This is a genomic window from Geothrix fuzhouensis (genome assembly GCF_024609325.1).
Lineage (GTDB): Bacteria > Acidobacteriota > Holophagae > Holophagales > Holophagaceae > Geothrix > Geothrix fuzhouensis.
The window spans coordinates 104,519-123,404 of sequence record NZ_JANHMQ010000002.1 but is presented as its reverse complement, the minus strand read 5'-3'; the positions used below and the strand labels follow the sequence as shown (position 1 = coordinate 123,404).

The window sequence follows — 18,886 nt, the reverse complement described above, 5'->3', positions numbered from 1 at the left end:
AACAAAAAGCCCCCGTTCCCTGGGGCTTTTTACTGGAGTGGTGGGGTTTCTACCGAGTCTGTGGCTTCGCGGCGGGCTGACGGGCCACGATCTGCTTTCGCAAGGTCTGGAAGAGGTCGTTGGGCAGGATGTTCTTCGTCACCAGGAAGGCCTTGGAGGGGTAGGGACGGCCGGCGATGATCTTGTCGGCGTAGGCGTCCGTAATGCCCGGAAGGGTCTTCAGCTGGTCTTTGGTGGCGCTGTTGATGTCGATGGCCTTGGCCTCGGCCTCGGCTTTCGCTTTGGCCCGCGCCCTGGCCTTCGCCGCGGCGGCCTTGGTCTTGGCGATCCTGGCGGCCTTGGCGCTCTTGGATTCCGTTTTCCGGGGCGACTCGAAGTCTTCCTGGGCCCTGGCTGGCAGGGCGGGAGCAAACGTGGCCAGAAGGGCCAAGGTCATCATCAGCAGGGGATTCTTCATGGGGACCTCAAGAGCCGGAGCACGATTTTCCAGTCGGCACGGCGGGGTTGTCAACAAACCCTGTCGGCAGGGGGCAGAATGATAACGAGGACCCGGTGCTGGAAGGCAGCCGGGTCCTCGATTGTGACGGTTAATTGTCGCCAGGGCGCGGCGAGCCGCGCCCTGGCGGGGGACATTACTTGAAGGTCATGTGGACGGCCTTGATGTCGGCCGTGCGGCCGGAACCATGGCAGACCATGCACTGCTCGACCTTGAGGAGCGCCGTCGCGCGGGGCTCATAGAACGAGCCACCGTTGCCCTTGAAGTGGGCGACGGCCGCCGAGGAGTCGTGGCAGGAGGCGCAAGCCCCGGTGATCGGTGAATTGACCAGGTTGTTCGCCGTGGTGGCGTTGGTGATCAACACGCCGTTGACAGCGTCGTAGCTGGGGCCCGTGCCGTAGTCTGTGACATTGTCCTTCACGACATACGGAGACAGCGTATAGGCCGTGGCCGAGGCGCCGTTGTAGATTCCTTTGCCCACGGTGGAGAAGAGCATGTTCGGGATGGCCGCAGCGTTGGTGCTGTTGCTGAAGTCATAGGACCCGGAAACGTGGCAGGCCTCGCAGTTGTTGAGGATGGCCGGGTAGGTCACGCTCGCGAAGGTGTCCGTGGCGGAGGTGGCGTGCCAGGTGAAGGGCACAGTCCGCTTGCCGCCTCCGTGAATGCCGTGGATGAAGGTGCTGGCATTCGCGCTCCAGGCGCTGCTGGATTGGTTGGGGTTGTGGCAGAAGTGGCAAGACTCGGCGTTGTTGCGCTCGCCCGCATGGTAGGCGGAGGCGGTGAAGACGCCGAGGGTCTTGTGGCAGTCATTGCACTTGGCGGTGTCCACGATGTTGCGACGGGCAGTGGAGCCGCTGACGGTCATGAACTTGTTGGGCGCGGGAACGCTCAGTCCGCCCAGCATGGTGACGGGATCGTAAGCGAAGCTGGTGGTGCCCAGATTCGGAACGTTCGTCTGGGTCAGGGGCTGGCTGTTCTTGTTGTAGGTGTATCCGAGGCCACCGCGAATCAGTGTGGCGTTGGCAGGCACCGTGTAACCAGTCAGCGTGATGGTGTAGTAGCCGCTGGCATCAGGCCCGGTCATGGTGCCCAACGGGGTCGTGGTCTTCGGAACCACCGCCGTGCCATTCCAGAGGCCCTTGATGTAGCCGCTGAGGGTGGCATTGACGTCGGCCGGGGCGGTGATGCCGTCCTGCGGTACGGCGAAGGCCATGTAGACGCTGGGGCTGCCCACGAAGTTGTCCATCATCTCCGTGACCGAGCCGGCCGCGTAGGTGTTGAAGACGACGTCGGAGGTGGTGCCGTTGAGGGTCTGCTTGAACTTAAAGGTGAACACCGGGTGGCGGGTCGCGTCGAGGGTGACGCTCTTCAGGTCATAGTCGACCTTGATGGCGCCCGGAGGCAGGTTGTTGCGGTCGCCGGCCAGGTATGCGCCGTTGGTGTAGGCGCCGGTGGCGAAGGCGTCGTTCTTGGGGGACACGGGGATGTGGTTGAGCTTGACGCCGGCGGCCCCGTGGCAGGAGGTGCAGTTCAGGTCGCTGGTCTGAGCGCCACCGGGGTGGTTGGCACCGGTCGCCCAGACGATGCTGTCATGGCAGGCACCACATGCCAGGCGGCTGGGGGTGGTGTTCCAGTTGTCGCCCTGGGGGGTGGCGGCGTTGGTCGCCGTGTGGCACTTGGTGCAGTTCCGCAGATCCTGTGGATAGGTCGTTTCGTTGTACTGGACGCCGAACTGGTTGTAGCCCTGGTAGTAGAGCTCCTCACCCATGTGGATCTTGTGGATCATGTTCGGGAAGTTGGGCAGCGCCCGGTCCTGCAGCTTGGCGGTGTAGACCCCGTAGGCCCCGGGAATCAAGACGTTGCCCGTGGCCGGAAGGGACTCGGTGGCGCCGTACTTGTGCTGTTCGGTGTGGCACACCACGCACATCTTCGTGGCCTGGAGCGTCGGAAGGTGGGCGCCATGCATGGACAGCTTGGTGTGGCAGGCGTTGCAGGACGCCTCATCGACGATCACCCGGCTGGTATCAGTGGCCGAAACTGGATTTCCGGTGGAGGGGATGAAATCGTAGGAGAAATTGGCTGATGTCAGGACCGGGGTGGTGGTCCCGGGCTGGTTTCCGCCCACGATGACGATTAGACGGTGGGTCTTGGCCGGGTCGTAGGTCAGGTCGTCCAGATCAGCCTTGAGGTGGGTGGCATCATCCACTGACGCGTCCACATAACCTTTGACCTTGGTGACATCGAGGTTGAAGGTATAGGTGTAGCTGCCATCCAGGTTATCGGTCAGGGTGCCACTGTTCTCGACACTCGCAAAGCCCGGCTTGGGGATCGTCCCCGCCGTCGGCGTCGAACCGAAGACGATGTAGTTGACCCAGCGGGTTGGAAGGCCCGTCGCTGCGTCGGTGGGCATCAGCTTCGCGAGGGAGAAGCCAAAATTGAGGTACTTGCCCGTGGTGGCATCCTTCTGTGCGAGGCCGATGACCGGAACGCCGTTCTTGTCCGTGACCTTGAAGTTCACGATGGGCGCCCCACCCATCGTGACGCTGTTCACGGTGCCGTCCAGGGTGAGCTGGCTCCACTCGCTGGTGGTGAGCTGAGCGGCGTTGAGGGTGATGCTGGCGTTGGTACCATTGGTGCCGTTGGTGCCGTTGGTACCATTGGTGCCGTTGGTGCCGTTCGCACCGGCGGGGCCTGTCTTGCCGTTACAGCCGATCAGCACCAGGGCGATGGCTGCGGTGGCGATCAGGCCGCAGAGCTGTTTCAAAGGTCGGTGTTGCATGCTGCATTCTCCTTAAAGGGAGTCAAACTGCGGTTGGGTGGACGGTGTGGGAAGTCTTCAGGCTGATCGACCAGATAGGCGCCTCCTTATCTAGAAGCTCGTGCCGTGGCAGAGGGTGTTGTTGAAGCAGCCAGGCGCGGTGCCGGCGGGTGCCGGGGTCACGGGCTTGAGGGAGGAGTTGGCCCCATTGAGGTGGCACTGGGCGCAGGCGGGGGCGTTCCCGCTGTTCGTATTGACGTGACTGGGCGTGGTGAACGTGGCCCCGCGCCAGGGCGCGTCCGGGTGGGGGGCCTTGGTGTGGCAGGACTTGCAGGAAACGGCGATGCCATCGGTGTAGTTCGCTCCGTGGCACTTGGTGCAGTAGGCGAAGCCGGAGCCGTCGACCACCGTGCCGCCGATCAGCTGGGTCGTGGCCGGCACGGCCTGGGCGCCGAGGCGGCCATGCTGGCTGGCATCGGCCCAGCCCGCGGGATGATCCACCCCGTTGGCGTGGCAGCTGAAGCAGCTCACCTTGGAGATGCCGCCCGCCTGGGCCGGATCCGAGGTGGACCCATGGCAGGTCCGGCACTGATCGGGCGCCTTGGCGTAATCGATGTAGTGGACTTCGATCCAGTTCGTCGGGTGCTGCCCGGCGGTGGCGCTGAATGGCGCCCCCTTCCCGGCGGTTCCGGCGCATCCCCAGGCAAGAAGCGCGAGAACCATCGCGAAGCAGCTTCCTACCATCAACTTAGTTCGGCTCATGGTGTTCCCCTTGGACACGTTTTCAGTTCCTACCGGTGGCAAGCCGCGCACTTCTCGTTGTTGGCCCGGCCGTGGCAGGCATAGCAGCTGGACGGATCCATCTTTCCTTCGATGCGGTGCTGGGTCATGAAGTCACCCCGATGCGGCGACTCCCGGTCGGGCCGGTCGCTGAAGCGGGTGGCAGGCTTCATGGGAACCTTGCCCCCATGGCAGTCTGCGCAGAAGGACTGGGCGTGGCAGGCGGCGCAGGTATTGGAATCCTGGTTGGCCTGGAAGCGGTGGTCCTTCACGAAGGTGGGTGTGTGGTCGAAGGCGGCGTACGGCTTGAGCGCGCCCTTGGCCACGTCGTTGCTGTGGCATTCGGAGCAGATGGGACGGCCCGCGCCCAGTTCCTGGGGATGGGTCGCCGCGAAGCTCGCCTCGGGCGAAATCAGGCTGCATGCCATCAGGACGCCCAGGCCCAGCGCGATGCCTAGAATCTGGAATACCGTTTTCCGGGCCATTATTTGCCCCCCTTCTTAGCGAATCCGAACCGATACTCGGCCCGCAGAAGCCCCCGGGTCTCGTGCCTTGCGACCGCGGTGCTGCCGTAGCTCAGGTCGCCGGACACCTTCACGTTCGAGGTGGCCTGGTATCCCAGCGAGCCCACCACTTCATAGATGTTCCTGATCCCGACGAGGTAGGGATTCCCGCTGTCGTAGCGCTGGAGAATGCCATCCAGGCTCCCAGTGAACTTGCCCCGGGTGACCATGGCCCACAGGCGAGCCTCCTTGTGGCTCAGGCTGCGGTAGGGGGTCGCGGGATCCACGAACTTGGTGTTTCCGGCATTCACCCAGTGGGCGCCAACGCCGGCGAGGAAGGTCCGCTCGCTGGTGGCCCAGCGGATCTCGCCGCCCGCGCGGTTCACATCGCCGAAGGACTCGCGGTGCGTGTGGCGGTAGTCGCCCACCAGCTGCACACCCGTGGGCGCATTCCAGGTGATGCTGCCGCCGAAGCCGCGGAACATGTCGTTCTCATCTTGGCGGAAGAGGGACGGGAGGTTCGTGCCAGCGAAGAAGGCGTAGAAGTTCCGTTCCGCATAGTTGCCGGACATGGTGACCTGCTCGCCGAGCTTCACGGTGGCGGTGTAGTCATGCTCGGCAATGTTGGAACGATCCCGGGTGCCGGGAGCCTGGTCCGGGTGGCTGGCCACGTCGAAGACGGTCCGGCCACGGAGATCGAAGACGGTGGCGGGCGTGATCCGGATGTCCACCCCCAGCTGCTTCCGCGTGTAATCGATGGGCGAGGGGACATCGAGGTCCTTGGCCGCCTTCGTGCCGTCCTGGAGGTAGGAGAGGCCGATCTCGCCGAACTTGGGCATGCGCCAGGCGAACCGGGTGCCCATGATGAAGTCACGCTGGAACTCGTAGTCGGACTGGTTCCGGGGATCCACCGTCTTGTAGTAGACCGGCTTCCCGCCGAAGGCCGACACGGAGAACCCGCCCCGCAGGTCCGTCCGGAGGCTGACGCCATCCACCTGCTCGAACCCGGTGGCCTGGTTGGCCGTGAAGCGCCCCGCCTTGATCTCGGCATTGGCCTGGTCGAAGCGGTACTGCAGGTACCCGTAGTTAAGGTAACCGGCGGATTTCGACCCATCGAAATTGCTGGCGTCGCTCAGGTCCGTCCGGCCCCAGCCGAAGAGGTGCAGCGACAAGTTGTCGGTGCCCAGCTTGGTGGCGTCGATGCCGAGGTACTGGGTGGCCGGAGTGAAGGTGCTCTTGTCAAAGCCCGGTGTCTCCTGCTTCCACATCTGGGCCATGGTGGTGCCGTACAGGCTCACCTCCTGGCCCCAAGCCGTGGCAGACATCAAGGTGGCAAGCAGGACCACTTGGGTTCGTGGCTTCATGATTCGCCTCATGCGGTGGCGTGAATGGACCGGGGTGGAATTGCGGAAAGAGCAGAGCCGTGAGCGTGGGAAGCCTTGCCAGTGGGAGCCGGACAGCAGGTAAAAGCTGATGCTGGCGTCAGAAACCAAACTATAGCTCTCACTCTGCTGACCTCAAGGGAGTAAATGACAATCCACTGAATGACTGTATGGTTAAAAAGAAGCAAAGATATTACGTTAAAGACCAATTTATAATTTTTGTAAAATATTGAAAATAAATATTTTATAAAAATATAAATTAGTTAAATACAGGCCAAAAAAACACAAAAGTCAAAACAGATTTTCCAGGAATGGACAAAGTTGTGACCTTTGCCACTGGGGAAAGGTTCCCTGCTCCGCACCAGATCCCGATCCCAGCTAGGCGTACCCGAAACGAGCAGGAACCAGGGGGATCTCTCCAGCGGCAGGACTGGTCTTCTGGTCGGACCATACTCCCTGTGACCCTGGGCACTGCGGAGGCTCTGCATACTTCCCGCTTGGAAAAGGTTGGAGGTTTTCATGGTTCAGAGCACCCTCGCGCTGGGGGTTGAAGCGGTGGGTTGTGCCGCCTTCGATGCCGGCATCAAGGGCGCGTTCGGATACCCGGGCACGCCATCCACGGAGGGGTTTGAGGCGGTCGAACGCCTCATTCACAAGGCCCTCGACGGCCGAGTGGCCCAGTGGGCCGCCAATGAGAAAGTGGCCTATGACCTGGCCATGGGCATGAGCTACACGGGGCACCGCACCCTGGTGACCATGAAGCACGTCGGCCTGAATGTGGCCTTGGACGCCTACGCCAACTCAGCTCTCACGGGTGTCCGGGGTGGGCTGGTGCTGCTGGTGGCGGACGATCCCGGCATGCACAGCAGCCAGAACGAGCAGGACAGCCGCCGCCTGGCCGAATTCGCCTGGCTGCCGTGCCTCGAGCCCAGCACCGTCCAGGAATGCTACGACCTCACCTTCCGGGCCTTCGAGTTGTCCGAAGCCCTCCAGGTGCCCGTGATGCTGCGCATCGTCACCCGCCTGGCCCATTGCCGCGCCGCCTTGGTCCGCCGCGAGGCCCAGTGCCCCACCAGCCTGGGCCTTGTTCCGGAAGCGGCCATCCAGAACTGGGTCCTGATTCCCGCCAACGCACGCCGTCGCTACGTGGATCTGCTGGAGAAACAGCCCCGCCTGATGGCCGAAACCACCCCCCTCAACCGCCTCGTCCCCGGCACGACCCGCCGTGGGGTGGCCATGTCAGGCATGGGCCGGGCCTACTTCGGCCAGCTGCTCCATGAGAACCCCGACCTGGCCGCCCTGCCCCGCCTGGAGATCGCCGCCTACCCCGTGGACCCCGCCTTGGAACAGGCCTTCCTGGCTCAGGTGGATGAAATCGTGGTCTTCGAGGAGGACTACCCGGTGCTGGAGGAGCGCCTCGGCCTCCGCGGCACGGTGAAGGTTCGCGGCCGGCTGGACGGCTCCCTACCCCGCACGGGCGAGCTGTCCCCGCGCCTGCTTAAGGACGCCCTCGGTCTGGCAGCCTCGACCGGGAAAACCGCCACCAGCCTCGAGCTGCCGATCCGCGCGCCTCGTTTCTGCGATGGTTGCGGCCATGTGGATGCCTACGAGGCCCTCCAGGAGGCCCTCGTTCAGGTCGGCGCCCCGGAAACCCGCGTCTTCGGCGACATCGGTTGCTACACCCTGGCCGCCCAGGAGCCCATGGCCGCCATCCACGCGGTGGTGGAGATGGGCGCAAGCATCAGCATGGCGGTGGGCGCGGCCCTGGCGGGCCAGACGCCTTCCGTGGCCGTCATCGGCGACTCCACCTTCGGCCATAGCGGCCTGCCGGCCCTGCTGACCGCTGTCGATTCCGGCGTGAACGTCACCGTGATCATCCTCGACAACCGCGTGGTGGGCATGACGGGCCAGCAGCCCAGCCAGGCCCTGGACCATGTCGAGCGCATGGTGCGGGGCATGGGCATCCCGGACGATCAGCTCCAGGTCCTCCTGCCCGTGCCAAAGCAGCACGACGCCAACGTGTCGGCCGTCGTGGCCGCCCTGCGGCATCCCGGCCCCTCGGTGGTGGTGTTCCGCCGGGAATGCATCCAATCCATCCGCCGCGGCGTCCTGAAGGATCACGACCGCCAGGAACGCGAGCGCTGCACGGCCGAGGTCTGCTCATGAACGCCTCCCGCATCCACGGCATCGTCCTGTCTGGCGTCGGTGGCCAGGGCGTGCTTTCCCTCGCCCAGATCCTGCTGGAAGCCCTGCGCCGCAGCGGCCTCCAGGCCCTCCAGTCCGAGATCCACGGCATGAGCCAGCGGGGCGGCAGCGTCCACGCCCAGGTCTGCTACTCGAAGCTTCCCCTCACCTCGCCCATCCTCGACGAGGGCGGCGCGGACCTGCTCATCGCCCTCGAACCGCTGGAGGCGCTGCGTTACGTGTCCATGCTGCGCCTGGACGGGCACCTGGTCGTGTCGGAGGAGCCCCAGATGGATATGGCGGGCTACCCGCCCCTGGACGACGTCTATGCGGCCCTCAAGGTGGTGCGCGGCGCCCACCTCATCGACACCGAGGACCTGGCCCGCAAGCTCAACCATCGCCAGGCCGGCGGCATGGCCCTGCTGGGCATGGCTTCCCGCTTCTTGCCCGTGGAAGACGCGGTCTGGCGCGATGTCATCAGCCAGCGCTTCGAGTCCAAGGGCGCCCGCGTGCTGGAGAAGAACCTTGAGGCCTTCGAGGCTGGACGCGGTCTGATCCACGACCCCGTGGGAGCCTGACATGCACACGACCACGGGATTCCTCCACGAGGGGCGCGCCTACGGCCTGCTCGCCGCCGCGGGCCTGCGAGTGCCGCGCCACGGCTTCCTGGAAGCCGGGCCCCTGCCCTTCGCTCACGGCGAGCCCATCGTGCTCAAGGGCATCGCGGACCAGCTCTGGCACAAGTCGGACAAGGGCGCCGTCCACTTCGGCCCCTTCGATGCCGAGGCGCTGAAAACCGAAGCCGCGGCCATGCGCGGGCGCGTGGCGGAGCATCCCTGGATCGGCGGCCTGGTCTGCGAGAAGGTGGCCTTCAAGCGCCTGGCGGGTCTGCCCACCGAGGCACTGGTGTCACTCAAGCGCGATCCGGACGCGGGCTGGCTGGTGGTGTGTGGCATCGGTGGCCTCCAGGCCGACGCCTGGGCCGCCCTGGCCCCGCCCCTGATCTGGCCGTTGGGCCTATGCAAGCCGGAGCAGGCCCTGGCGGACCTGCGCGAGCACTGGCTGGGCCGCACCTGGCTGGGCCGCCAGCGCGGCACCGAAGCGCTTACGGACGAGCCGAAGCTGCTGGCCTTCCTCCAGGGCCTGTGGCGCGCCGCGGAAGGCCTGGACCGGGAAGGCGTCACCCTGCTGGAGCTGAACCCCGTGGTGCTGGATGGTGACGGCCTGCCCACCGCCCTGGACGGTGTGGGCACGCTGGAAGCAGCCGCCGCCGAATCACCCGCCAGCCCGAATCCGGCCTGGTACCAGGCGCTGGTAGCGCCCAAGAACATCGTGCTGGCCGGCGTCTCCAGCCGGGCAGGCACCGTGGGCCGCATCATTCTGGAAAACCTCCAGCAGTCCACGCTGCCGGAAGGTTCGATCCGCCTCATCAAGCCCGGTGCCACTGAATTCCTGGGCCTTCCCTGCCTTGGTTCGGTGGCGGAGCTCGCCGCAGCGCCCGCCGACCAGCTCATCCTCTCCCTGCCGGCGGCTCTGACCCTGGATGTGGTCGAACAGCTCTGCCGCCAGGGTGGCGGCGCCACGGTGGTCTACCTGGTGGCCGGTGGCCTGGGCGACGGCGCCGACTGCGAAGGCCTCGGCGAGCGGCTCGTGGCCTGCCTCGCGGAGCACCGCCGCGCCGGCAAATGGACCCCCGCCCTGGTGGGCCCCAACGGCCTGGGCCTCTACAGTCCCGACCTGAATCTGAACACCCTCTTCATCCCCGACGAGAAGCTGCCCCTGCGACCCAAGCCGGGCCACGCGGCCCTGGTGAGCCAGAGCGGCGCCTTCCTCATCACCCGCCTGAGCCGCCGGCCGGAGCTGGGTTTGCGGGCCGCCATCGCCATTGGCAACCAGATGGACCTGCGCTGTTCGGATTTCCTGGCAGGTTTCGGCTCGGACCCGGCAGTGAAGGTGGTGGGCGCCTACCTGGAGGGCTTCGCCCCCGGCGACCTGCAGGCTACGGCCCAGGCCACCAAGCAGCTCCGCGCCGCGGGCCGCCGCGTGCTGCTCTACAAGGGCGGGCGCAGCCAGGAGGGCATGGCCGCCGCCAGCAGCCACACGGGCGCCCTGGCGGGCGATCACGCCCTCCAGGCCAGCGTGCTCCGGCGGGCCGGCGCCATGCTGGCCGAGCGCATCGAGGTCTTCGATGCCGCCCTCTCCTGGCTGGCCACCTACGCCGCGGGGACGCCCCACCGGGTGGCCATCGTGACCAATGCGGGCTTCGAGTCCGTGGCCTCCGCCGACCTGCTGACGGGTCCCTTCCGGGGCGCGAAGCTCACGGAAGCCGAGGGCACAGCCCTCGCCGCCACCATCGAAACCCACGGCCTCACCGGGCTTGTCAGCCCCCGCCTGCCCCTGGACCTCACGCCCATGGCCGACGAGGCCGCCTACTTGGCCAGCGCCGATCTGCTGCTGGCCTCGGAAGCCGATGTGGTGGTGGTGGGTCTGGTGCCCCTGACCAGGCGCTTGAACACCAGCGATCCGGCCGCCTTCGGCCCTTTCGCGAGCGCCCTGGCGAACCTGGCCCGGAAGCACGGCAAGTGGCTGGGCGTGGCTGTGGAAGGAGGCGCTATCTACGACGCCTACCGCCAGGGCCTGCGGGAAGCTGGCCTGCCCGTCTTCCTCACCATGGAAGAGGCCATGGAGGGGCTGCGGCTCATCGCCTCGGAAGTGTGATCTCCTGCATGGCCGCAGGGCCCGATTGCGGTCAGACTCTATTTCGGACCTGAAAGGACCGAAATGTCCCGAGTTCTCCCCCCCTGGCGCACCCTCCTGCCGGCCGAGCATGGCAGCTGGTTCATGCTGGGCTTCCCGCTGGTGCTGGGACTCCTGCTCCGCCCGAGCGCGGGTGGCCTCTGCCTGGGACTGGCCGCCCTGGCCTTCTTCCTCGCCCGCCCTTCCCTCCGCCGCGTGCTCACGGGCCAACGGGACGCCCTTCAATTCCGCGCGCTCCTCTTGTTTGGAGCCCTCTCGGCAGGGTTCGGACTCACAGCCTTGGTTATTTCAGGCTGGCGATTCCTGATCCCCTTGGCCTGCGTGGCCCCCTTGGTTCTCCTGGCCCTGCGGGCTGACCTGCAGCGGGCGGTGCGCTCGCTGGCCGTGGAGCTGGCGGCCCAGGGGGCCTTCGCCGGCCTGGCCGCCGCCATCCTCGCCGCCGGGGCAGCACCCCTGCTCGAGGCCGGTCGGGCCTGGCTCTTCGCCACGCTGGTGGGCGGCGCCAATCTGGCCCATGTGCGGCGCCTCCTGGGCCATGCCCACAAGCTGGCCGCGGCGGAGCTGGACCGGCGCCGGATCCCCGTCCATGTCCTCCACCTGCTGCTGATCGGGGCCTCGGCCCTGCTGCTGGCCCCCCGGGGCATTGCCGGGCTCGTCTGGACCGGGTGGACCGGGCTGCTCTACCTCCGTGCCCTGGCGCCTTACCGGCCCCTCCCGGCCCGCACGCTCGGCTGGCGTGAGGGGGGCTTGAGCGTGCTGGGGCTCCTGCTTCTGTGGCGCGCCCTGCTCTGACCTCGATCACAAATCGGGCACAAATGGAGATGGACTCCAGAATCAGGGGGTTGCCCCCTTAAATCAGAAGTATCATTCCGGAATGCTCTTCTCGACCGCCACTGGCTATGCCCTCAGGGCTCTGGCTGCCCTCCCCGAGGATGGGAGCTACTGCCTGGCCAAGGATCTGTCCGCCCGCCTGGAACTGCCCGGCCCCTACTTGGCGAAGATCCTCCAGGGCCTGGTGCAGGCCGAGATCCTCGAATCCGTGCGCGGTCCCAAGGGTGGCTTCCGCCTGCTCCGGCCTTCCCACCGGATCACCGTGGGCGAAGTCGTCATCGCCCTGGAGGGCCCGAATTCCATGGATGGCTGCATCATGGGCTTCCCCACCTGCGGCGGCGATCACCCCTGCCCCCTGCACGAGGCCTGGGGCGCCGTGAAGGCCCAGGTGGCCACCTCCATGACCGAGGCCACCATCCGGGACCTGCAGCTCATGGACCTGCGGCACCAGAAAGATGGCAAGGGCCGTCCGCCCTGCGAAAAGCCCTGACCCAGGCCCAGGATCTCGAGCCTTGAACCGCTTTGGTTTTGCCCTAAATTAGGACTCTCCAGTCCTTTTCCATGCAATCTGCTTGACGCTTCGGAGCCCCCGCCATGAGTGTCTTCGCCGAACTCGATCTTGAGCCCCGCCCCCTGCTAGGAGCTGCCCTCGCCACCTTGGCCCTCGGTGGTGCCGTGGCCCTGGGTAGCCGGGGCGGGCGCTGGCTCGACCCCGCCCTCCTGGGCTACCTGCTGGCCACCCTCTTCGCCTGCTTCGGCGTGGCCTACCGCTACTTCTCCTGGATCGAACGGCCCGCCACGCGGATGTACTTCTGGCACACCCTCCGCACGCTGCTCTCCCCGAAGGCCCTCAAGGCCCTGCCGCGCATGGCCGTGCTGACGCTGGACCAGATCTTCCTCCAGCGCTTCATCGAGAAGCGCTCCCTGAAGCGGTGGGGCGCCCACGCGCTCCTGGCCTGGGGCTGCATGCTGGGTTTCGCCGTGACCCTGCCCCTGGTGTTTGGATGGGTTCGCTTCACCAGTGACGGTCTGAACCCGGACCGCTACCAGGCCTGGCTCTTCGGCATTCCCGCCGGGTCCTTTCCGCTGGGCAGCTTCCAGGCCTTCGTGAGCTTCCATGTCCTGGACCTGGCTGCCGCCATGGTGATCGCGGGTTGCGCCCTCAGCCTCATCCGCCGGAAGCAGGACGAGGGCGATGCGGCCACCCAGCGCTTCGACCTGGACCTGCTGCCCCTGGTGCTGCTCATCGCCGTGAGCACGACGGGCCTCATGCTCACCGCCTCGGAGAAGTGGCTCCAGGGCCGCAACTTCGGCACACTGGCCTACCTTCACGAGCTGACCGTGATCCTCCTGCTCCTCGGCCTGCCCTTCGGGAAGCTCTTCCACATCGTCCAGCGACCCGCTCAGGTGGGCGTGGCCATCTACAAGGCTGAGGGCGAGGCCGAGGGCCGCCTGGCCTGCAAGGGCTGTGGCGCAGGCTTCATCCGGGCCAACCAGCGCCGGGACCTGGAAGCCCTCTGGAAGGTGCTTGAGCTGGATGGCGCGCGACATGGGGGGACGGTGCACCACCTGGACCTGTGCCCCATGTGCAAGCGGCGCCTGGTGGCGAAGGCCCAGGGCGCGCGGCTGCATGGCGCCTTTGATCCCTTCGCCACGATCCCCGTGTATGCAGAACCCATTTCCGATCCCATCAGCATGAAGTCCTGAGGTTTTCATGAGCACGCTTCCCCTCTCCCAGGACCAGCTCCGCGCCCAGTTCGGCCCCCACTTGAACCTGGCCCCGCCCGGGGGCTGGCTATCCGACCCCACGCCCGACAAGGTGGTGGAGACCCACTGCTGCTTCTGCGGCCAGCAGTGCGGCATCAAGCTCAAGGTGAAGGACAACAAGGTCATCGGCTTCGATCCCTGGGAGGAGTTCCCCTTCAACCAGGGGAAGCTCTGCCCCAAGGGCGTGAAGCGCTACCTCCAGGGCAACCACCCCGATCGCCTCACCAAGGCCATGAAGCGCACGGAGCACGGCTTCGAGCCCATGGACTGGAGCGAGGCCATGGACCGCACCGTGGCCGAGATCCAGCGCATCCAGAAGGAGCACGGCAAGGATGCCTTCGCGGTGCTGTCCGGCGTCTCGCTCACCAACGAGAAGAGCTACCTGGCGGGCAAGTTCGCGCGACTCGGGTTGCAGACCAAGAACCTCGACTACAACGGCCGCCTCTGCATGGTGAGCGCCGGCGCGGGCAACAAAAAAGCGTTCGGCGTGGACCGCGCCGCGAACTCCTGGGCAGACATCGAGCAGGCCAAGGTGATCTGGGTGGCGGGCTCCAACGTGGCCGAGTGCTCCCCCATCACCACCGACTACATCTGGCGGGCCCGGGACAAGGGCGCCCTGCTCATCGTGGTGGATCCCCGCATCACGCCCCTGGCCCGCACCGCCGACCTGGTGCTGCCCCTGAAGCCAGGCACGGATTCCGCCCTCACCAATGGCATCCTCCACCTGCTTCACAAGTGGAACCTCATCGACTGGGAGTTCGTGAAGGCCCACACCCAGGGCTTCGAGGAGGCCCTCGAAGCGGTGAAGGACTGCACGCCCCAGTGGACCAGCGAAAAGACCGGCCTGCCCGTGGAGGCCATCGAAAAGGCCGCCCGGATCTGGGGCGAAGCTGAGAGCAGCTTCCTGCTCCACGCCCGCGGCATCGAGCATCAAAGCAAGGGCGTGGACAACGTCCTCGGCTGCATCAACATGGTGCTGGCCACGGGGCGCATCGGCCGACCTGGCTGCGGCTATGCCACCATCACGGGCCAGGGCAATGGCCAGGGCGGTCGCGAGCACGGCCACAAGTGCGACCAGCTGCCGGGCAACCGCGACATCAGCAACCCCGAGCACCGGAAGTACATCTGCTCTGTCTGGGGCTGCACGGACGAGGAACTTCCGGGCGTGGGCCAGAGCGCCCAGGAGATCATGAACGCCATCCACGCCGGCGAGATCAAGGGCCTGCTGCTGCTCTGCTTCAACCCGCTGGTCTCGCTGCCGGATTCCCAATTCACCCGCGAGGCCCTCAATAAGCTGGAGTTCTTCGTCTGCCTGGACTTCTTCCTCAGCGAAAGCGCCCAGCACGCCGACATCGTGTTCCCCTCGGCCCTGCACGAGGAGGACGAGGGCACCTCCACCAGCGCCGAGGGCCGCGTCATCAAGATCAACAAGGCCGTGGACTGCCCCGGCGACGCCCGGCCCGACTGGCAGATCATGGTGGAGCTGGCCAAGCGCCTGGGCCGCGGGAAGTACTTCGACCACTTCACCAGCCCCGAGGCCATCTTTAATGAGCTGCGAGTGGCTTCCAAGGGCGGCACCGCCGACTACGCGGGCATCACCTACGAGAAGATCGTCAAGAACATGGGCGTGTTCTGGCCCTGCCCCACCGAAGACCATCCCGGCACGCCGCGCCTCTTCGAAGGCGGCCAGTTCTTCCACCCTGATGGCAAGGCGAAGTTCATCCCCACGCCTTGGCGGCCGCCCATGGAGGTGGTGGACGACGAGTACCCCATCTGGCTCACCTCGGGCCGCGTGGTCTTCCACTACCTGAGCGGCACCCAGACGCGCCGCATCGGGTTCCTGGTGGAGCAGTGCCCGCACCCCTACCTGGAGATCCACCCGCGCCTGGCGGAGAAGTACGGCTTGGCGGAAGGCGACGCCGTGGAGATCACCTCCCGGCGCGGTTCCATGGTGCTGCCGGCCAAGGTGGTGAAGACCATCCGCCCCGACACCGTGTTCATCCCCTACCACTGGGCCGGGGCCCTGTCGGCCAACCGTCTCACGGCCCGGCACTTGGATCCCGTCTCGAAGATCCCCGAGTTCAAGGTGAGCGCCGTGCGGCTGAAGAAGACCACCAAGGACCAGTTCTCCCCCGAGCTGGCGGAGCTTCAGCGCATGGCCTTCGAGGCCCGCAGCGGCCAGTCCCAGATGCCTGAGCAGGTGTTCTGATGGTGCCCCAGGACTACGGCTTCTTTATTGACCCGCAGCGCTGCATCGGCTGCCGCTCCTGCGTGGGTGCCTGCGCCGAGTGCGGCACCCACCGCGGCCGCTCCATGATCCACCTGGACGAGATGGACCGCTTCGACAGCCCGCAGACGGTGCCCACGGTCTGCATGCACTGCGAGGACCCCATCTGCGCCCAGGTGTGCCCTTCGGACGCCATCAAGCGCAGCGAGGACGGCGTGGTGCATGCGGCCCAGAAGCCCCGCTGCATCGGCTGCCAGAACTGCGAGCTGAGCTGCCCCTTCGGGGTGCCCATCGTGTTCTCGGGCCTGGAGCAGATGCTCAAGTGCGACCTCTGCTACGACCGCACCTCCGTGGGCCACAAGCCCATGTGCGCCACGGTGTGCCCCAGCCAGGCCCTGCTCTTCGTCCGCAAGGACGAGGTGGCGAACCTGCGCCACAACAAGCCCCTGCGCGACTTCCTCATCGGCAGCGTGCGGGTGAAAACTAGGAACGCCATCATGGTGCCCGATCCGGACACGCCCCTGCACCTGGACGCGGCTTTGCTGATCGATGGAGGCCTCTGATGAGCTGGTGGCGTCGCGCCTTCCCCCTGGATCTCGCCGAGGAGGGCCACTTCTCCCGCCGCGAGTTTGCCCGCTTCCTGGCCGTGGTGAGCGCTGGGTTCACCGCCGGCATCGGCTACCTGTGGCTGCGCAAGAAACCCCTGGAAACGGCCCCGGAGCCGACCGGAACCCACGAGCTGGCCGTGGCCCTGGGCCGCGCCTCGGACCTCCAACCGGGCCAGAGCCGGCTCTTCACCTTCCGCGACGCCCAGGACCGCTGCATCCTGCTTCGCACGCCCACCGGCGAGCTGAAGGCGTACCGACAGACTTGCACCCACCTGGGCTGCGCCGTGCGCTTCCGGGGCGAACGACTGGAGTGCCCCTGCCACGAGGGTTTCTTCGAAGTGGACCGGGGCTTTCCGGTGCAGGGTCCCCCGACCCGCCCCCTCTCGGGCATTGCCCTGGAGACGCGCGCCGATGGCAGCCTCTGGGCCGTGGGCGAGCTGCCCAAGCCCACGAATGTTCCCACGCGGGCCGCCGCCTGTCCCCGTGATACCAGGATGGAGGTGCGGTCATGAACCAGCCCCGCCCACGCCAAGGCCATTTCTCCGATGTCGCCCTTGGGGTGACGCTCCTGATCCTGGCCGTCCAGCTCTATCTGTTCGAGACCGTGCTCCAGTCCGTGCTGGACGGCCAGCGGGCCCTGCTTCCAGGCGCCTTCTCCGCGTCGCTGGTGCTGACTGTCGTGGCCCTTTTCCTGGCCTTCAAGGCGCCGCGCCTCGACGACGGGCCCGAATCCTGACCCCACCCAACGCCCGGACCTCGCCCTCGATGGAGATGCCATGACCCCCGATCGCCGCCCCCCCCTGGAGCTGCTGGAGCCCAGCGTCACCCGCGGCCTGATGGCAAGGTTCCGCCTCACGGCGCTTCTGGGGCAGTTCCCCGAACGCCAGCTCTGGGCCGCCTTCATGTTCATCAACGGCCTGGTCACCATCGGCCTGCTGGCAGGTCTGGCCATGCTCACCCGGACACCGTTCGTCTTTCCTTCGCTGGGGCCCACGGCGTTCCTCTTTTTCTTCTCGCCCACCCTACCCTCTGCCAGCCCCCGCCACACCATCTACGGTCACATCATCGGCATCGCCTGCGGCTATGGCGCGCTCTGCCTGGTGGGCCTGCAGCATGCGCCCCCGGCCATGGTCATGGGTGTGGATCCCGCCCGCATCGCCGCCGCCGCCCTGTCCCTGGCCGCCACGGGCGCCCTCATGATCCTCTTCAAGGCGGCCCATCCCCCCGCGGGCGCCACGACGCTCATCGTCTCGCTGGGCATCATCACCAAGCCCATGCACCTCGCCATCATGCTGCTGGCGGTGGCCCTGCTGACCGTCCAGGCCATCCTCATCAACCGGCTGGCAGGCATCGACTATCCTCTCTGGGCCAAACGGACGCCTCCCGCCCGCCCATGACCGGGGTGCCGGCCGCCTCCGGGAGTAGCATCGGAGCATGGCCATGAGCTGCGACCATCCCGACCTGCTGCCCCTGGACGAGGCCCTGGCCCGTCTCTGGGCGGCCCTTCCCGCGCCCGCTTTCCCGGAGGTGCGGGCGGACCGGGACGATCCAGCAGCCGACCTCGCCGCCATGGACGGTGTGGCCCTGCGCTCGGAGGAGGGACGCGCGCCGCGGCGGCTGCTGGGCACCCTGTACGCCGGGGATGATCCCGCGGCCTTCACGGTGACCCCCGGGACCGCAGTGCGCATCATGACCGGCGCGGCCCTCCCGGCAGGCGCGGATGCCATCCTGCCCGTCGAGCAGCTGCGCGAGGCGGACGGCCTGATTCATCCGGGGGAGACTGCCGAGCCCGGCGATCATGTGCGCCGCCGAGCCGGCCAAGCCCGGGCCGGGGATCTGCTGCTGCCCGCAGACCAGGCCATCAACGTAGCCCGGACGGCCCTGCGCGCCTGGGTCGGTCGCCCGTTACCCGCACCCTCGCGCATCCGCGTGGCCGTGGCGTCCACGGGCGATGAGCTGGTGGCCGATCCAGCGCCACACCAGATCCGCGATTCCAACGGCCCCATGCTGGTGGCCCTGGCCCACGCCCTGGGGGCCGAGGTGGAGCGGCGTCCCGCCCTGCCAGACGATCCGGCGGCCCTGGCGGCGGCCCTGCGGAACCCCGGCGGCGCCCGCATTCTCATGACCTCCGGCGGCGTGAGCATGGGCGCGCACGACCACCTGCCCGCGGTTCTGAAAGATCTCGGGGCGGAGGTCCTCTTCCACAAGATCCGCCTCAAGCCCGGCAAGCCCATGCTGGCGGCCCAGCTGGGCGATCTGCTGGTGCTCGGCCTGCCCGGGAACCCCGTATCCGCCTACCTCAATGCGCTGCTGTTCCTCCCCGTCGCCCTGGCGAAACTGGAGGGCCGCGCCCTGCCCGATCCCTGGCGGCACGCCCGCCTGGCTGCCTCCGTGAAGCACAAGGGCGACCGCCCCTTGCTGCACCCCTGCCGCTTGGCGGAGGGCCGTCTCGAACCACTGCCTGGCAAGGGTTCCGCCGATCTCGTCACCCTGGCCAAGGCCGATGCCTTCGCCTGGATTGACGTGGGTGGCCTAGAGGCAGGGGTGAAGACCCGCTACCTGACGGTCGTGTAGCTCAGCTGCGAAACGAGGC

At 66.8% G+C, this 18,886-nt stretch carries 17 protein-coding genes; 12 read left to right on the top strand and 5 right to left on the bottom strand.

Going from position 1 to position 18,886, the window contains the following annotated elements; genetic code table 11:
• Nucleotides 1–49 precede the first annotated feature (49 nt).
• From NOV74_RS07780 to NOV74_RS07760, 5 genes are all read right to left on the bottom strand, one after another.
• Nucleotides 50–457 (bottom strand): ComEA family DNA-binding protein, encoded by a 408-nt coding sequence (locus tag NOV74_RS07780; protein ID WP_257310786.1) that lies wholly within the window; start codon nucleotides 455–457, stop codon nucleotides 50–52.
• Between the two features lie 175 nt (nucleotides 458–632).
• Nucleotides 633–3,275 carry an OmcA/MtrC family decaheme c-type cytochrome gene (locus NOV74_RS07775; RefSeq protein ID WP_257310783.1) on the bottom strand — a complete coding sequence of 881 codons (2,643 nt, stop codon included), beginning with the start codon at nucleotides 3,273–3,275 and terminating at the stop codon, nucleotides 633–635.
• Nucleotides 3,276–3,365: 90 nt separating this feature from the next.
• Nucleotides 3,366–3,977 carry a hypothetical protein gene (locus tag NOV74_RS07770; protein ID WP_257310781.1) on the bottom strand — a complete coding sequence of 204 codons (612 nt, stop codon included), beginning with the start codon at nucleotides 3,975–3,977 and terminating at the stop codon, nucleotides 3,366–3,368.
• A 68-nt stretch (nucleotides 3,978–4,045) separates the two neighbouring features.
• Entirely contained in the window at nucleotides 4,046–4,519 is a 474-nt protein-coding gene (locus tag NOV74_RS07765) for a hypothetical protein (protein WP_257310778.1), read from the bottom strand.
• Nucleotides 4,519–5,901, bottom strand: coding sequence for a hypothetical protein (locus NOV74_RS07760; protein WP_257310776.1), 1,383 nt, complete (start codon nucleotides 5,899–5,901; stop codon nucleotides 4,519–4,521). Before NOV74_RS07760 ends, NOV74_RS07765 begins: the two co-directional genes overlap by 1 nt.
• Before the next feature lie 537 nt (nucleotides 5,902–6,438).
• Between NOV74_RS07760 and NOV74_RS07755 the strand changes: the two genes are divergently transcribed.
• The 12 genes from NOV74_RS07755 to NOV74_RS07700 all read left to right on the top strand — a co-directional run bounded on the left by NOV74_RS07755 (nucleotide 6,439) and on the right by NOV74_RS07700 (nucleotide 18,867).
• Nucleotides 6,439–8,085: a thiamine pyrophosphate-dependent enzyme gene (locus tag NOV74_RS07755; RefSeq protein ID WP_257310774.1), complete on the top strand. Its 1,647-nt coding sequence runs from the start codon at nucleotides 6,439–6,441 to the stop codon at nucleotides 8,083–8,085.
• Nucleotides 8,082–8,681, top strand: coding sequence for an indolepyruvate oxidoreductase subunit beta (locus NOV74_RS07750; RefSeq protein WP_257310772.1), 600 nt, complete (start codon nucleotides 8,082–8,084; stop codon nucleotides 8,679–8,681). The genes NOV74_RS07755 and NOV74_RS07750 overlap by 4 nt, the downstream gene beginning before the upstream one ends.
• A gap of 1 nt (nucleotide 8,682) precedes the next feature.
• Nucleotides 8,683–10,821 (top strand): acetate--CoA ligase family protein, encoded by a 2,139-nt coding sequence (locus NOV74_RS07745; RefSeq protein WP_257310770.1) that lies wholly within the window; start codon nucleotides 8,683–8,685, stop codon nucleotides 10,819–10,821.
• A gap of 63 nt (nucleotides 10,822–10,884) precedes the next feature.
• A complete protein-coding gene (locus tag NOV74_RS07740) occupies nucleotides 10,885–11,652 on the top strand; it encodes a YwiC-like family protein (RefSeq protein WP_257310769.1) in 768 nt (255 codons plus the stop codon).
• Nucleotides 11,653–11,734: 82 nt separating this feature from the next.
• Nucleotides 11,735–12,181, top strand: a complete 447-nt coding sequence (locus tag NOV74_RS07735) for an RrF2 family transcriptional regulator (protein ID WP_257310768.1) — start codon at nucleotides 11,735–11,737, stop codon at nucleotides 12,179–12,181.
• A gap of 104 nt (nucleotides 12,182–12,285) precedes the next feature.
• Nucleotides 12,286–13,398, top strand: a complete 1,113-nt coding sequence (locus NOV74_RS07730; RefSeq protein WP_257310766.1) for a hypothetical protein — start codon at nucleotides 12,286–12,288, stop codon at nucleotides 13,396–13,398.
• A gap of 7 nt (nucleotides 13,399–13,405) precedes the next feature.
• Nucleotides 13,406–15,667: a molybdopterin oxidoreductase family protein gene (locus tag NOV74_RS07725; RefSeq protein ID WP_257310764.1), complete on the top strand. Its 2,262-nt coding sequence runs from the start codon at nucleotides 13,406–13,408 to the stop codon at nucleotides 15,665–15,667.
• Nucleotides 15,667–16,248, top strand: coding sequence for a 4Fe-4S dicluster domain-containing protein (locus NOV74_RS07720; protein ID WP_243302800.1), 582 nt, complete (start codon nucleotides 15,667–15,669; stop codon nucleotides 16,246–16,248). Before NOV74_RS07725 ends, NOV74_RS07720 begins: the two co-directional genes overlap by 1 nt.
• Entirely contained in the window at nucleotides 16,248–16,805 is a 558-nt protein-coding gene (locus NOV74_RS07715; RefSeq protein ID WP_257310760.1) for a QcrA and Rieske domain-containing protein, read from the top strand. The genes NOV74_RS07720 and NOV74_RS07715 overlap by 1 nt, the downstream gene beginning before the upstream one ends.
• Nucleotides 16,802–17,029 (top strand): hypothetical protein, encoded by a 228-nt coding sequence (locus NOV74_RS07710; RefSeq protein WP_257310758.1) that lies wholly within the window; start codon nucleotides 16,802–16,804, stop codon nucleotides 17,027–17,029. The genes NOV74_RS07715 and NOV74_RS07710 overlap by 4 nt, the downstream gene beginning before the upstream one ends.
• Nucleotides 17,030–17,069: 40 nt before the next feature.
• Nucleotides 17,070–17,690: an HPP family protein gene (locus NOV74_RS07705; protein WP_257310755.1), complete on the top strand. Its 621-nt coding sequence runs from the start codon at nucleotides 17,070–17,072 to the stop codon at nucleotides 17,688–17,690.
• Nucleotides 17,691–17,733: 43 nt separating this feature from the next.
• The gene (locus NOV74_RS07700) at nucleotides 17,734–18,867 is read left to right on the top strand and encodes a molybdopterin molybdotransferase MoeA (protein WP_257310753.1); all 1,134 of its coding nucleotides are present in this window, start codon (nucleotides 17,734–17,736) and stop codon (nucleotides 18,865–18,867) included.
• The last annotated feature ends 19 nt before the right edge of the window (nucleotides 18,868–18,886 follow it).